We start from the raw sequence: 13,142 nt of genomic DNA on the forward strand, positions 1-13,142 counted from the left end.
GAGGCGTACGATGAGCAAAGAAGTACTGCTGGTTGTTGAGTCGGTATCCAACGAAAAGGGCGTACCGGCTAGCGTAATTTTTGAGGCGCTGGAGCTGGCTTTGGCCACAGCGACCAAGAAGCGTTTTGAAGACGAAGTAGAGTTGCGTGTGGCGATCAATCGTCAGACCGGCAACTACGAAACATTCCGCTGCTGGACGGTGGTGGAAGAAAGTGACTTTGATGATCCTGCACACCAGGTCACTACTGACATGCCGCGTGCAGTCGAGGCCAACGCCAAAGTTGGTGACGTGCTGGAAGAGAAGATCGAATCCATCGAATTTGGTCGTATTGCCGCGCAAACCGCCAAGCAAGTGATTGTGCAGAAAGTCCGCGAAGCTGAGCGTGCTCAGGTGGTTGAGGCTTATCGCGAGCGCCTTGGCGAAATCATCTCCGGCACCGTGAAGAAAGTTACTCGTGACAGCGTCATCGTTGACCTGGGTAACAATGCTGAAGCAATGCTGGCTCGTGAAGACATCATCTCTCGCGAAACCTTCCGCGTCGGTGTGCGTCTGCGCGCACTGCTCAAGGAAATCCGTACCGAGAACCGCGGCCCGCAGCTGATCCTCTCGCGTACCGCGCCAGAAATGCTCATCGAGCTGTTCCGCATCGAAGTGCCGGAAATCGCCGAAGAGCTGATCGAAGTCATGGGTGCGTCCCGTGATCCGGGTTCGCGCGCAAAGTTGGCGGTGCGTTCCAAAGACAAGCGCATCGACCCGCAAGGTGCCTGTATCGGCATGCGCGGTTCGCGCGTGCAGGCGGTTTCCGGCGAATTGGCGGGCGAGCGTGTGGACATCGTGCTGTGGGATGACAATCCCGCGCAGTTCGTGATCAACGCCATGTCGCCGGCCGAAGTTGCAGCCATCATCGTCGACGAAGATGCCCATGCCATGGACATCGCCGTCGGCGCAGACAACCTTGCTCAGGCCATTGGCCGTGGTGGTCAAAACGTACGTTTGGCCAGTCAGTTGACTGGCTGGACCCTGAACGTGATGACCGAAGCGGACATCCAGGCCAAGCAGCAAGCAGAAACAGGCGACATCCTGCAGCGCTTTATTGACGAGTTGGAAGTCGACGAAGAGCTGGCCCAGGTGTTGGTCGAAGAGGGCTTCACCAGCCTTGAAGAGATTGCCTACGTACCGATGGAAGAGATGCTCAGCATCGATGGTTTTGACGAGGATATCGTCAACGAGCTCCGCGCCCGTGCCAAAGATCGCTTGCTGACCAAAGCCATCGCCAACGAGGAAAAGCTGGCAGATGCCCACCCAGCCGAAGACTTGCTCTCGCTTGAGGGGATGGATAAGGCGCTTGCGCATGAACTGGCAGTGCGCGGCGTTGTTAACCGCGAAGACCTGGCCGAGCAGTCTATTGATGACCTGCTCGACATCGACGGTATCGACGCTGAGCGAGCCGGCAAGTTGATCATGGCCGCCCGAGCCCATTGGTTCGAGTAAGCAGTTGCGGCCTGAGGAGAGAAATGCATGACGCAAGTCACGGTTAAAGAACTGGCCCAAGTGGTCAATACGCCGGTTGAACGCCTGCTGCAGCAAATGAGTGAGGCAGGTTTGCCGCACAAGAGTGCTGAGCAAGCAGTGACTGACAGTGAGAAGCAGGCCCTGTTGGCCCACCTCAAGAGCAGTCACGGCGACAGCAAAACAGAAGAGCCGCGCAAGATTACCTTGCAGCGCAAAACTACCAGCACCCTGCGAGTTGCCGGTAGCAAGACCATCAGCGTTGAAGTGCGCAAGAAGAAAACCTTCGTCAAGCGCAGCGCTGAAGAAATCGAAGCTGAAAAGCAGCGTGAGCTGGCTGAACAACGCGCTGTAGCTGAAGCGGCCAAGGCAAAGGCTGACGAAGAAGCCAAGCGCCGCGCCGCAGAAGAAGCGCAGCGTCCTGCGCCTGCTGCTGAAGCGGTAGTTGAAGCAGCTCCAGCTGTAGCGGCTGAGTTGCCGGTAGTGGCTGCTCCTGTGGTTGAAGAGCGCAAGAAGGACGAGCCGCGTCGTCCGGACAAAGCGCGTAATGATGATGCCGATCGCCGTGGTGGTGAGCGCAAGACCACTCAGCATCGTCCGACCGTCAAGGAAAAGGCTCCAGCACCACGTGTTGCGCCGCGCACCATCGACGAAGAAAGCGACAGCTTCCGTCGTGGCGGTCGTGGCAAGGCCAAGCTGAAGAAGCGTAATGCTCACGGCTTCCAGAGCCCAACAGGTCCGATCGTGCGTGAAGTGAAGATCGGCGAGACCATCACTGTGGGCGATCTGGCTCAGCAGATGTCGGTCAAAGCCGCTGAAATCATCAAGTTCATGTTCAAGCTGGGCACTCCCGCGACTATCAACCAGGTGCTGGATCAGGAAACTGCTCAGCTGGTTGCTGAGGAACTGGGCCACAAGGTCATCCTGGTCAGCGATACGGCTCTGGAAGACTCCCTGGCGGAGTCGCTGAAGTTCGAAGGCGAGACCTTTGCTCGTGCGCCGGTTGTTACCGTAATGGGTCACGTTGACCACGGTAAGACCTCGCTGCTCGACTACATTCGTCGCGCCAAGGTGGCGGCTGGCGAAGCTGGTGGTATCACCCAGCACATCGGTGCCTACCACGTAGAGACCGAGCGCGGCATGGTCACCTTCCTCGACACCCCTGGTCACGCCGCGTTTACCGCCATGCGTGCCCGTGGTGCCAAGGCGACCGATATCGTGATTCTGGTGGTTGCAGCGGACGACGGCGTGATGCCGCAGACCATTGAAGCCGTTCAGCATGCACAGGCAGCTGGCGTGCCGCTGGTGGTCGCAGTGAACAAGATCGACAAGCCGGGCGCTGACCTTGATCGCATTCGTAGCGAGCTGTCGGTGCACGGTGTGACCTCGGAAGAGTGGGGCGGTGATACTCCGTTCGTTCCTGTGTCGGCGAAAGTCGGTACCGGTGTCGACGAACTGCTCGAAGCCGTACTGCTGCAAGCCGAGATCCTCGAGCTGAAAGCCACTCCGTCGGCCCCGGGCCGTGGTGTTGTGGTTGAATCGCGTCTGGATAAAGGCCGCGGTCCGGTTGCGACCGTACTGGTTCAGGACGGTACTCTGCGCCAAGGCGACATGGTGCTGATCGGCTCCAACTACGGCCGTATCCGCGCCATGCTCGACGAGAACGGCAAGCCGATCAAAGAAGCGGGCCCGTCGATTCCAGTCGAGATTCTCGGTTTGGACGGCACTCCGGATGCTGGCGATGACATGAGTGTGCTGGCTGACGAGAAGAAGGCCCGTGAAGTTGCACTGTTCCGTCAAGGCAAGTTCCGCGAAGTGAAACTGGCCCGTGCTCACGCCGGCAAGCTGGAAAACATCTTCGAGAACATGGGCCAGGAAGAGAAGAAGACGCTTAACATCGTCCTCAAATCCGACGTCCGTGGTTCGTTGGAAGCACTGCAAGGCTCGCTCAGCGGCCTGGGTAACGATGAAGTGCAGGTGCGTGTGGTCGGTGGCGGCGTCGGTGGTATCACCGAGTCCGATGCCAACCTGGCACTGGCCTCCAACGCTGTACTGTTCGGCTTCAACGTGCGTGCTGATGCCGGTGCGCGCAAGATCGTCGAGCAGGAAGGTCTGGATATGCGTTACTACAACGTGATCTACGACATCATCGAAGACGTTAAGAAAGCCCTGACCGGCATGCTCGGCAGCGATGTTCGCGAGAACATCCTGGGTATTGCCGAAGTGCGTGACGTGTTCCGCTCGCCGAAATTCGGTGCGATTGCCGGTTGTATGGTGGTCGAGGGTACGGTCTTCCGTAACCGTCCGATCCGCGTACTGCGTGACGACGTGGTGATCTTCGAAGGCGAGCTGGAATCCCTGCGTCGCTTCAAAGACGATGCCTCCGAAGTGCGTAATGGCATGGAGTGCGGTATCGGCGTGAAGAGCTACAACGACGTCAAGGTCGGCGACAAGATCGAAGTGTTCGAGAAAGTCCAAGTGGCTCGTAGCCTGTAAGCACGAGTCGCAACATGCAGCGCCCGGCCCCGCTTTTGCGCGGCCGGGCGTTTGCCGCTTTTAGGTCCGCTGCTTTTTCGAGCAGCGTGACGAGTGAAGGTAGTAGAAATGGCCAAAGAATTTAGCCGGGCCCAGCGCATCGGCGACCAGATACAGCGCGAACTGGCGCAGTTGATCCGCCTGGAAATCAAAGATCCGCGTCTTGGTGGCTTGGTAACCATCACGGCGGTAGAAGTCAGCCGCGATTCCAGTCATGCCAAGGTGTTCGTCACCATCATGGGTGGCGAGCCTGAAGAAGGTGTTGATCCAGTCGTGCAGAGCCTTAAGGTGCTCAACGATGCCAGCGGCTTCCTGCGCATGCAGTTGGGTAAGGCAATGAAGCTGCGCAGCGTGCCGAACCTGCGTTTCCATTACGACGAAAGCGTGATTCGCGGTGCGCAGCTGTCGGCACTGATCGAGCGTGCAGTCAGCGAAGACCGTCAGCACGCTGATGAACCCGAGGCCAAGGAGTAAGCGCGTGGCCCAGGTCAAACGTATTCGTCGTGCCGTTGATGGCATCATCCTGCTGGATAAGCCCAAAGGCTTTAGCTCCAATGCTGCGCTGCAGAAGGTACGCTGGTTGCTGAATGCCGAGAAGGCTGGGCACACCGGTAGTCTCGATCCCCTGGCCACCGGCGTATTGCCGCTGTGCTTCGGCGAGGCAACCAAGTTCTCCCAGTACCTGCTGGATGCCGACAAAGGCTACGAAACCCTGATGCAGCTGGGGGTCACCACCACCACGGCTGATGCCGAAGGTGAAGTGTTGGAGCGTCGCCCAGTGACCGTTGGTCGCGCCGATATCGAGGCTGTTCTGCCCGGTTTTCGTGGTGAAATCAGTCAGATACCGCCGATGTACTCGGCGCTCAAGCGTGATGGGCAGCCACTCTATAAGCTGGCTCGTGCAGGTGAAGTAGTGGAGCGCGAGCCGCGTTCTGTTACTATTGCGCGCCTGGAATTACTGGGCTGCGAGGCGGAGCAAGCGCGCCTGGCGGTCGATTGCAGCAAAGGCACCTATATTCGCACCTTGGTCGAAGACATCGGCCATCTGCTGGGTTGTGGTGCGCACGTTGCAGAGCTGCGTAGAACCAAAGCCGGCCCCTTCGATTTGAGCCGTACCGTAACGCTCGAAGAGCTGGAGCGGGTGCACGCTGAAGGTGGCAACGAAGCGGTTGATCAGTTCCTGCAACCGGTCGACAGCGGTTTGGAACACTGGCCGTTGCTGCAGTTCTCCGAGCACAGTTCGTTTTACTGGCTGCAAGGGCAGCCGGTACGTGCCCCGGAAGCGCCGAAGTTCGGCATGGTTCGGGTGCAAGATCACAACGGTCGTTTTATCGGTATCGGTGAAGTGAGCGAAGACGGGCGCATTGCGCCGCGTCGTTTGATTCGGTCAGCATGACCGTAGCGCATACCTGGGGTTTCGGCTCTGGTGTGCGTGTATCGAGGGTGGCTGTTAATAGGCACGGTCATACCTCACTTAAAAACACGGGAAGATATTCCCGGCCTATTGAAATGGTTGCTTTGCAGCCGTTTCTTAACTGAGAGGATTGCCCCATGGCACTCAGCGTTGAAGAAAAAGCCCAAATCGTAACTGACTACCAGCAAGCTGCTGGCGACACCGGTAGCCCGGAAGTGCAAGTTGCACTGCTGTCCGCCAACATCAACAAGCTGCAAGGCCACTTCAAGGCCAACGGTAAAGATCACCACAGCCGTCGTGGTCTGATCCGTATGGTTAACCAGCGTCGTAAGCTGCTGGATTACCTGAAGGGTAAGGACACCAGTCGTTACAGCGCCCTGATCGGTCGCCTGGGTCTGCGTCGCTAAGCAATGCTTACGCGTAGCTGACTGCCGAAGCTGGAAGTGGGGTTTACCCTGCTTCCAGCTTTTGCTTTTCTGCTTTAGCTGTTTTGGACGATAGCGGGTCCGATTCCCGCAACCGCCCACTCATTCTGTAAGACCCGTCTGTTCACATGCTGAACAACGGCTGCAAGAAACGCTTTCCCCAAGGGCAACAAAGAGAAGGAAAACACCGTGAACCCGGTAATCAAGAAGTTCCAGTTCGGTCAATCGACCGTTACCCTCGAGACAGGCCGTATCGCCCGTCAAGCCTCCGGCGCAGTGCTGGTCACCGTTGACGACGACGTCGCTGTACTGGTCGCCGTAACCGGCGCCAAGACTGCTGACCCAAGCAAAGGCTTTTTCCCGCTGTCCGTGCACTACCAGGAAAAAACCTACGCTGCCGGCAAGATCCCAGGCGGTTTCTTCAAGCGTGAGGCCCGTCCTTCCGAGAAAGAAACCCTGACCTCGCGTCTGATCGACCGTCCGATCCGTCCGCTGTTCCCAGAAGGTTTCCAGAACGAAGTGCAGGTCATCTGCACCGTGATCTCCACCAGCAAGAAAACTGATCCGGACATCGCTGCGATGATCGGTACCTCGGCTGCGCTGGCCATCTCCGGCATCCCGTTCAACGGCCCGATCGGTGCCGCACGCGTCGCTTTCCACCCGGAAACCGGCTACCTGCTGAACCCGACTTACGAGCAACTCAAGGCCTCGAGCCTGGACATGGTCGTTGCCGGCACCAAAGACGCCGTGCTGATGGTTGAATCGGAAGCGAAAGAGCTGACCGAAGACCAGATGCTGGGCGCCGTACTGTTTGCCCACGACGAATTCCAGGTGGTTATCAACGCTGTTGCCGAACTGGCTGCTGAAGCCGCCAAGCCGACTTGGGACTGGCAGCCGAAAGCGGAAAACACTGCGCTGCTCAATGCTATCCGCAGTGAGTTTGGTGAAGAAATCTCCAAGGCCTACACCATCATCATCAAGCAGGACCGCTACGCGCGTCTGGGCGAGCTGAAAGACCAGGTGGTTGCCAAGTTCTCCGGCGAAGAAGGCCAGCCTTCTGCTGGTGAAGTCAAAGATGCCTTCGGCGAAATCGAATACCGCACCGTGCGCGAGAACATCGTTAACGGCAAGCCGCGTATCGATGGCCGTGACACCCGCACTGTGCGTGGCCTGAACATCGAAGTGGGTGTTCTGGACAAGACCCACGGTTCGGCGCTGTTCACCCGTGGCGAAACCCAGGCTTTGGTGGTTGCCACCCTCGGTACCGCGCGCGACGCACAGCTGCTCGACACCCTGGAAGGCGAGAAGAAAGACCCCTTCATGCTGCACTACAACTTCCCGCCTTACTCGGTCGGTGAGTGTGGTCGCATGGGCGCTACCGGTCGCCGCGAAATCGGTCACGGCCGTCTGGCCCGTCGTTCGGTCCAGGCCATGTTGCCGGCTGCTGACGTGTTCCCGTACACCATTCGTGTGGTTTCGGAAATCACCGAGTCCAACGGTTCCAGCTCCATGGCATCCGTCTGCGGTGCTTCCCTGGCGCTGATGGACGCCGGTGTACCGATGAAGGCGCCGGTTGCCGGTATCGCCATGGGTCTGGTTAAGGAAGGCGAGAAATTTGCCGTTCTGACCGACATCCTCGGCGACGAAGATCACCTGGGCGACATGGACTTCAAAGTAGCCGGTACCGCTAATGGCGTTACTGCGCTGCAGATGGACATCAAGATCCAGGGCATCACCGAAGAAATCATGGAAATCGCTCTGGGCCAGGCCCTGGAAGCGCGCCTGAACATCCTCGGCCAGATGAACCAGGTCATTGCCCAGTCGCGTACCGAGCTGTCGGCTAACGCGCCGACCATGATCGCCATGAAGATCGACCAGGACAAGATTCGCGATGTGATCGGCAAAGGTGGTGCAACCATCCGCGCGATCTGCGAAGAAACCAAGGCGTCGATCGACATCGAAGACGACGGTTCGATCAAGATCTTCGGCGAAACCAAGGAAGCTGCAGAAGCGGCGCGTCAGCGCGTACTGGGTATCACCGCAGAAGCCGAGATCGGCAAGATCTACGTCGGTAAGGTTGAGCGCATCGTCGACTTCGGTGCCTTCGTCAACATCCTGCCGGGCAAAGACGGTCTGGTGCATATCTCCATGCTGAGCGATGCTCGCGTTGAGAAAGTGACTGACATTCTGAAAGAAGGTCAGGAAGTTGAAGTACTGGTGCTGGACGTGGACAACCGCGGCCGTATCAAGCTGTCGATCAAGGATGTAGCTGCTGCCAAGGCTTCGGGCGTTTAATCGCCGCGTTTCTAAACAGCAGAAAAGAGGGCCCTTCGGGGCCCTCTTTTTTTGTCTGTAGATAAAGCGTTTAGCCTCGTCGTCCATAGAGGTCGCAGCTGTCGTGCAATATGCCTTGCTCGGTAGGCCCTAGCATGCAGATTGCACGAGGCTGGCTGATCTATTTTGTATTTAAGTTATTGATATTTAAAGATTATTTAATTTTAAGAGGGTTGGCACAACGCTTGCGATAGTACTGGGGAGACTGCAGCTCGTAGTGGCTTGCAGATTGTTCAGTACACGCAGGAGGCATTATTTATGAAAAAGCCAATCAAGCATTTCGCAGTAACCGCCATGACCGCTACCGCGCTGGGTCTGTTGCTCGCCGGGCCGGTTATGGCAGCGGACGCCCCGACCGTGCAGCCAACCCTGCTGGCCGCCAGTGAGACGATGGATAAAGCAGAAGATGCGGTTTCCGACACCTGGATCACCAGTAAGGTGAAGTCGACTTTTCTGGCCGACAGCAGCTTGAGCGGTATCGACATCAAGGTCGAAACCAATAAGGGCGTTGTTACGCTTTCCGGGGTTGTTGCCAGCTCCGCCGAACGTGATCTGGCCATTGCCAAGGCCGGCGAGATCAAAGGTGTGAGCGCTGTATCCGCCGAAGCGCTGAAAATCGCTCAGTAATCCATGGAAGCGTGCCAGGCGCTGCGATAGGCCTGGCAGCCACTCAACGACGAGGACAAGCAGATGAATGCTGACGTAATCAAAGGCAAGTGGAAGCAAATCAATGGTCGCATCAAGGAGCGTTGGGGCAACCTGACCGATGATGACCTGGACGTCGCTGAAGGCCATAGCGAGTACCTGGCCGGCAAGCTGCAAGAGCGTTACGGCTGGACCAAGGAAAAGGCTCAGGATGAGCTGCGCGATTTCAGCAGCAAGCTGTAATCAGGCGTAAAAAAGCCCCGCAGGCATAACCTGCGGGGCTTTTTTGTGGCTCTTATGGAAAGGCTTAGCTGCCGCGTTTACTTTCCACGCTCTTCAGGCGGCCGCCTTCGAAGCGCAGGTAGTAGTTCATGCCGTTACGCGGGCCATAGACCCACTCCTCGACGAGGAACTCGTTATTGCCGTGGGCATCCAGGGTGTAGCCGAGCATGTCGCGGGCAATCGGTTCGCCACATTTGCTGGCGACCTCTGTGGTGCGGTCGCCGGTGCTGGCGATGCCCTTCTCACAGCGCAGGGTGCTGGCCTGGGCGCTGGTTGCCAGCGCGAGCAGGGTCAGGCTGAGTGCTATCCGTTGCATGGTGCAATGTCCTTATCGTGGGTGTGTGAGTTTCAGGGGGGGCCTAGTTGCCGCGTTTACTGTCGATCTTGATCAGTCGATTGCCTTGAAAGCGCAGAAATTGGTACATGCCGTTGCGTGGCCCGTATGACCACTCTTCGACTGCGACCTCATTGTAAAAACCGTATTCATCCAGCACTTCGCGGTAGCCGAGAAAATCACGACTCAGGGGTTCGCCGCATTTGCTGCTGACTTCGCTGGTGGTGTCGTCGAGGCTGACCAACCCGCTGTCGCAACGTAGGGTCGATGAGGCCTGTGCACAGAAAGGCACAAGTAATAGCAGGGCGCTGATCAGGGCTTTCATCTATTAGCGGCTACGACGGCGTTCGATGGCGCGCAGGCGCGTGCCTTCGAAGGTGAGAATACTGAGCATGCCGTTATCGGGGCCGTAGACCCATTCCTCGATCTGGTATTCGCGCCGCTCGTTTGGACCGAGCGAGTAACCGACCAAATCGCGGAAGGCTGGTTCGCCGCATTTCTGCAGTACCTCGAAGCGCCGGTCATCCAGGCTTACCAGTTGGCTGCCGCAGCGCAGCGTTTCGGCCTGGGCCAGCGACGAGATACCTGTGCAGGCAAGGACCAGGGTTGTGACAAGAGCACGCATATGACGAAGACCTTACTCGCTGCCGAGATGCAGGGTGGTGGCGACGCGGCCATCGGCGTCAGCCTGTGCAATATTGACATCCAGCAGGTAGATACGTTCGTCGGCCAGGCCGCCGCGCTCGACCAGATAACTCTTAATTTCTGCCGCCCGCGCCTGGGCCAGCTGACGCTGCAGCAGTTCGCTCTGCGCCCAGGATTGCAGCACACCTTCGCGCATCTTCACGCTGCGCTCCTCGTCGGGCAATTCGGCCCACTCGGCTGGTGGCTGCTGCTTGAGGCGGGTGCGGTAGATGCCCTCAAGCAGTACGGCCTTGTCGTCCTCATCCACCACCAGCTCACTGGCTTCGGCAGGTACATCCTCCCCACGGCGTTGCAGCATCTTGTACCAGGTGTTCTGGTATTCGCGCTCCAGGCGCGCGGCGGCCAGTGGTGGGCCGTCGCTGCTCTGCACGCTCATGCCTTCGACTTCCAGGCGCAGAGTCGGACGTTCCTTCAAGGCGCTGGCCAGGGTATCCAGCGCTTTCTGTGCATCGCCGTCGAGCTCGCTGTCGCCGGCATTAAAGCGCACGGTGCTGAGGTCAACGTCACTGCCGCCGCTGACCAGGCCGCCGATAAATTTGAACGGTGCTTGCGCGGCGCGCAGGACCAGATTGCGCAGGGTCTGCCAGACGATCGGCATAACGCTGAACTGCGGGCTGTTGAGGTCGCCCTGCACGGGCAGCTGGATACTGATATTGCCCTCGGTATCTTTGAGCAAGGCAATGGCCAGGCGAATGGGCAGGTCCATAGCGTCCTTGCTGTCGACTTTCTCGCCCAGCTGCAGGTCTTCCAGTAGCAGTTTGTTCTCGGCATTGAGCTGGCCTTTCTCGATCTGGTAATGCAGGTCGAGGTTGAGGCGGCCCTTGCGGATGCGGAAGCCGGCGAACTTGCCGGAGTAGGGCGTGAGGGTGGTCAGTTCGACATTCTTGAAGCTGGTGGCGATATCCAGGCTGTTCATCGGGTCGAACGGCGTCAGCTTACCCTTGATGCTGACGGGCGCGTACTTGTCGACTTTGCCTTTTATATCGACGCTGGCGGTTTTCGGGCTCTGGTTGTCGAGTGTACCGATCTGGCCGTTGAGTTGCTGGATGGCCGTAGCGAAGTTAGGCGTCAGGCTGAAGTCGGCAAAGTTCGCCGAGCCGTCCTTGATGCTGATACCGCCGATGCGCATCGGCAGCGGTTTACTCGCTGCAGCGGGCTTGGCGTTGGCCTCTGCCTGCTGTGGAATCATCAGGTCGTTGATATTGGTGGTCAGGTCTTCATTGATGATAAAGCGCACATAGGGCTGCTGCAGTTTGACCTGGCCGATCACCAGGCCCTTGCCGTGTTGATAGTCGATTCCTTCCACCAGCACTTGCTGCCATTTGAGGAAGTCGCGGTCCTTTAGCGTGTCGAGAGTATGCAGCTGGTTGATCTCGGCTTGCCCGCCAATGCTGAAGACCAGCGGCTCGACGCTCTGCAGATCAACCGCCAGGTCGCTGCCGAGCTTGCCGCTGCGCAGTTCCAGACGGACGAAGGGGCTCAGGTAGGTCTGCGCCAGGCGCAGGTCTATATCGCGGGTGGCAACCTGCAGCTTGGCCGTGGTTGGGCTCAGTTGCACCTGGCCTTCGGCCTTGATCTGCCCGGTCTTGTTTACCCCTGTATCGAGTTTGAGGGCAAAGGGCGAGGTGCCCAGGCTGTCAAAGTCGCTTAGGTCGAGATTAAGCGGGGCCAGGTCTATTTTGACTTCCGCGCCGCCGGCGCGGTCGGCTAGATGCACCTGATAGTCGCGCAGTTGCACGTCACGCAGGATTACCTGCCAGGGTTTGCTGGGCTCTTCCGGCTCGGCGGCAGTGGCGGTTTCCAGCTCAGCGGATTGCTCCGCAGTGCTCGGTTCGCTTGGCTCTTTAACCGGCTCGGCTTCCGTTGCTGCCGAGCCTGCGCCACCCTCATTTGGAGCTGGAGCTGGAGCTGGAGCTGGAGCTGGAGCTGGAGCTGGAGCCGGTTTGGCGGGTTGGCTGGCCAGCAATTTCTGCCAGTCGAGCTGACCATCGGCCTCACGCGCGGCCCAGGTTTCCAGCTTCTGGCTACGAATTTTGCCGACGATGACCTGCTGCTTGGCCAGGTCCACGCTGGTTTCGCTGATATCCAGGCTTTCCAGGCGCAGCAGCGGTTTGTCCGCCGGGCTCTTGATGGCAAAGCTGCTGACACTGAGCTGAGTGTTGCTCAGTAGCAGTTCGGTGCCTTTGGCCAGATTCAGGCTGTAGTCGCTGCTCAGATCGACGGTGCCGTCCTCCAGGACCAGCGGCACCGCATCGCGCACGTAGGGCCAGATGGCTTTAAGTTTGCCGTCAGTGACTTTCAGACTGCCGCTGGAGCTGATTGGCACCAGACTGATGCGTCCGGTCCAGTCGATGCGCCCGCCGGTGGGGCCCGTGGCGACCAGGCTCATGTCGGCATTGTCGTCAGGCAGGGTGCTGAGGTTGAACAACTCGAAGTTGAGGTCGTCGTAAATAAACTCGATTGGCTCGCTGGGGCGCAGATCCTGAAAATGCACGTTGCCGCCACTCAGTTTGATCCGCGAAATACGCAGCGGGAACGGCTCGCCGGCCGGCTCTTCAACCGCAGGCTCGGTGCTAGGCGGGACGTTAAACAGTTGCGTTAGATTGAGTCTGCCATCCTTGCCGAACAGCACTTCACTGTGCGGCTTGTCCAGTTCTATATCGGCCAGGTGCAACACGCCGCTCCACAGGCTATCGAGTTGCAGATTGGCATACAGGCGTTCGAAGGCGATCTGCTGCTGGTCGGTTTCGCCAATCTGCAGGCCCCAGAGGCTGAGCTCCAGGCTGAACGGGTTGAGTTGCAGGCGCTGCAGGGTGGCGGGTACTTCGGCGTAGTGCGCCAGTTGCTGGTTGGCGATGCGCAAACCGATACCGGGCAGAATCAAAAAGCCCAGCAGGCTGTAGAGGGCAACGGCGATGGCAATGGCGCTGGCAGCGCGCTTTATTCCTTTAAGCATAA

At 58.5% G+C, this 13,142-nt stretch carries 12 protein-coding genes; 8 read left to right on the forward strand and 4 right to left on the reverse strand.

Annotation, left to right across the window (positions count from 1 at the left end):
• Nucleotides 1-10: 10 nt before the first annotated feature.
• The 8 genes from nusA (at nt 11) to RHP75_RS05200 (ending at nt 9,106) form a co-directional block, all read left to right on the forward strand.
• Nucleotides 11-1,492 carry a transcription termination factor NusA gene (gene nusA / locus RHP75_RS05165; protein WP_090255980.1) on the forward strand — a complete coding sequence of 494 codons (1,482 nt, stop codon included), beginning with the start codon at nt 11-13 and terminating at the stop codon, nt 1,490-1,492.
• Between the two features lie 27 nt (nt 1,493-1,519).
• On the forward strand, nt 1,520-4,006 hold the full coding sequence (gene infB / locus RHP75_RS05170) for a translation initiation factor IF-2 (RefSeq protein WP_311090744.1): 2,487 nt from the start codon (nt 1,520-1,522) through the stop codon (nt 4,004-4,006).
• A 108-nt stretch (nt 4,007-4,114) separates the two neighbouring features.
• The gene (gene rbfA, locus RHP75_RS05175; protein WP_311090745.1) at nt 4,115-4,519 is read left to right on the forward strand and encodes a 30S ribosome-binding factor RbfA; all 405 of its coding nucleotides are present in this window, start codon (nt 4,115-4,117) and stop codon (nt 4,517-4,519) included.
• Nucleotides 4,520-4,523: 4 nt separating this feature from the next.
• Nucleotides 4,524-5,441 (forward strand): tRNA pseudouridine(55) synthase TruB, encoded by a 918-nt coding sequence (gene truB / locus RHP75_RS05180; RefSeq protein WP_311090747.1) that lies wholly within the window; start codon nt 4,524-4,526, stop codon nt 5,439-5,441.
• Nucleotides 5,442-5,596: 155 nt separating this feature from the next.
• Nucleotides 5,597-5,866: a 30S ribosomal protein S15 gene (rpsO, locus tag RHP75_RS05185; RefSeq protein WP_090255984.1), complete on the forward strand. Its 270-nt coding sequence runs from the start codon at nt 5,597-5,599 to the stop codon at nt 5,864-5,866.
• Between the two features lie 207 nt (nt 5,867-6,073).
• Entirely contained in the window at nt 6,074-8,179 is a 2,106-nt protein-coding gene (gene pnp / locus RHP75_RS05190; RefSeq protein WP_311090748.1) for a polyribonucleotide nucleotidyltransferase, read from the forward strand.
• Nucleotides 8,180-8,476: 297 nt separating this feature from the next.
• On the forward strand, nt 8,477-8,845 hold the full coding sequence (locus tag RHP75_RS05195) for a BON domain-containing protein (RefSeq protein WP_311090750.1): 369 nt from the start codon (nt 8,477-8,479) through the stop codon (nt 8,843-8,845).
• A 63-nt stretch (nt 8,846-8,908) separates the two neighbouring features.
• Nucleotides 8,909-9,106: a CsbD family protein gene (locus RHP75_RS05200; protein WP_305594391.1), complete on the forward strand. Its 198-nt coding sequence runs from the start codon at nt 8,909-8,911 to the stop codon at nt 9,104-9,106.
• Nucleotides 9,107-9,170: 64 nt separating this feature from the next.
• Here the strand turns inward: RHP75_RS05200 and RHP75_RS05205 are convergent, their stop codons facing one another.
• The 4 genes from RHP75_RS05205 to RHP75_RS05220 are packed head-to-tail and all read right to left on the reverse strand — an operon-like array spanning nt 9,171 to nt 13,140.
• Nucleotides 9,171-9,461 (reverse strand): DUF2845 domain-containing protein, encoded by a 291-nt coding sequence (locus RHP75_RS05205; RefSeq protein ID WP_160015927.1) that lies wholly within the window; start codon nt 9,459-9,461, stop codon nt 9,171-9,173.
• 43 nt (nt 9,462-9,504) lie between these two features.
• The gene (locus RHP75_RS05210) at nt 9,505-9,804 is read right to left on the reverse strand and encodes a DUF2845 domain-containing protein (protein ID WP_311090752.1); all 300 of its coding nucleotides are present in this window, start codon (nt 9,802-9,804) and stop codon (nt 9,505-9,507) included.
• A gap of 3 nt (nt 9,805-9,807) precedes the next feature.
• Entirely contained in the window at nt 9,808-10,104 is a 297-nt protein-coding gene (locus RHP75_RS05215; RefSeq protein WP_311090754.1) for a DUF2845 domain-containing protein, read from the reverse strand.
• A 12-nt stretch (nt 10,105-10,116) separates the two neighbouring features.
• The gene (locus RHP75_RS05220; protein WP_311090755.1) at nt 10,117-13,140 is read right to left on the reverse strand and encodes a DUF748 domain-containing protein; all 3,024 of its coding nucleotides are present in this window, start codon (nt 13,138-13,140) and stop codon (nt 10,117-10,119) included.
• Nucleotides 13,141-13,142 lie beyond the last annotated feature (2 nt).

The organism is Pseudomonas sp. SG20056, from assembly GCF_031764535.1.
In the GTDB taxonomy this organism is placed as follows: Bacteria; Pseudomonadota; Gammaproteobacteria; order Pseudomonadales; family Pseudomonadaceae; genus Aquipseudomonas.

What these genes read in the sequence shown, in the direction of transcription:
- nusA (WP_090255980.1), top strand. Translation starts at nt 11, where the DNA reads ATGAGCAAAGAAGTACTGCTGGTTGTTGAGTCGGTATCCAACGAAAAG.
- infB (WP_311090744.1), top strand. Translation starts at nt 1,520, where the DNA reads ATGACGCAAGTCACGGTTAAAGAACTGGCCCAAGTGGTCAATACGCCG.
- rbfA (WP_311090745.1), top strand. Translation starts at nt 4,115, where the DNA reads ATGGCCAAAGAATTTAGCCGGGCCCAGCGCATCGGCGACCAGATACAG.
- rpsO (WP_090255984.1), top strand. Translation starts at nt 5,597, where the DNA reads ATGGCACTCAGCGTTGAAGAAAAAGCCCAAATCGTAACTGACTACCAG.
- RHP75_RS05195 (WP_311090750.1), top strand. Translation starts at nt 8,477, where the DNA reads ATGAAAAAGCCAATCAAGCATTTCGCAGTAACCGCCATGACCGCTACC.
- RHP75_RS05200 (WP_305594391.1), top strand. Translation starts at nt 8,909, where the DNA reads ATGAATGCTGACGTAATCAAAGGCAAGTGGAAGCAAATCAATGGTCGC.
- RHP75_RS05205 (WP_160015927.1), bottom strand. Translation starts at nt 9,461, where the DNA reads ATGCAACGGATAGCACTCAGCCTGACCCTGCTCGCGCTGGCAACCAGC.
- RHP75_RS05210 (WP_311090752.1), bottom strand. Translation starts at nt 9,804, where the DNA reads ATGAAAGCCCTGATCAGCGCCCTGCTATTACTTGTGCCTTTCTGTGCA.
- RHP75_RS05215 (WP_311090754.1), bottom strand. Translation starts at nt 10,104, where the DNA reads ATGCGTGCTCTTGTCACAACCCTGGTCCTTGCCTGCACAGGTATCTCG.
- RHP75_RS05220 (WP_311090755.1), bottom strand. Translation starts at nt 13,140, where the DNA reads ATGCTTAAAGGAATAAAGCGCGCTGCCAGCGCCATTGCCATCGCCGTT.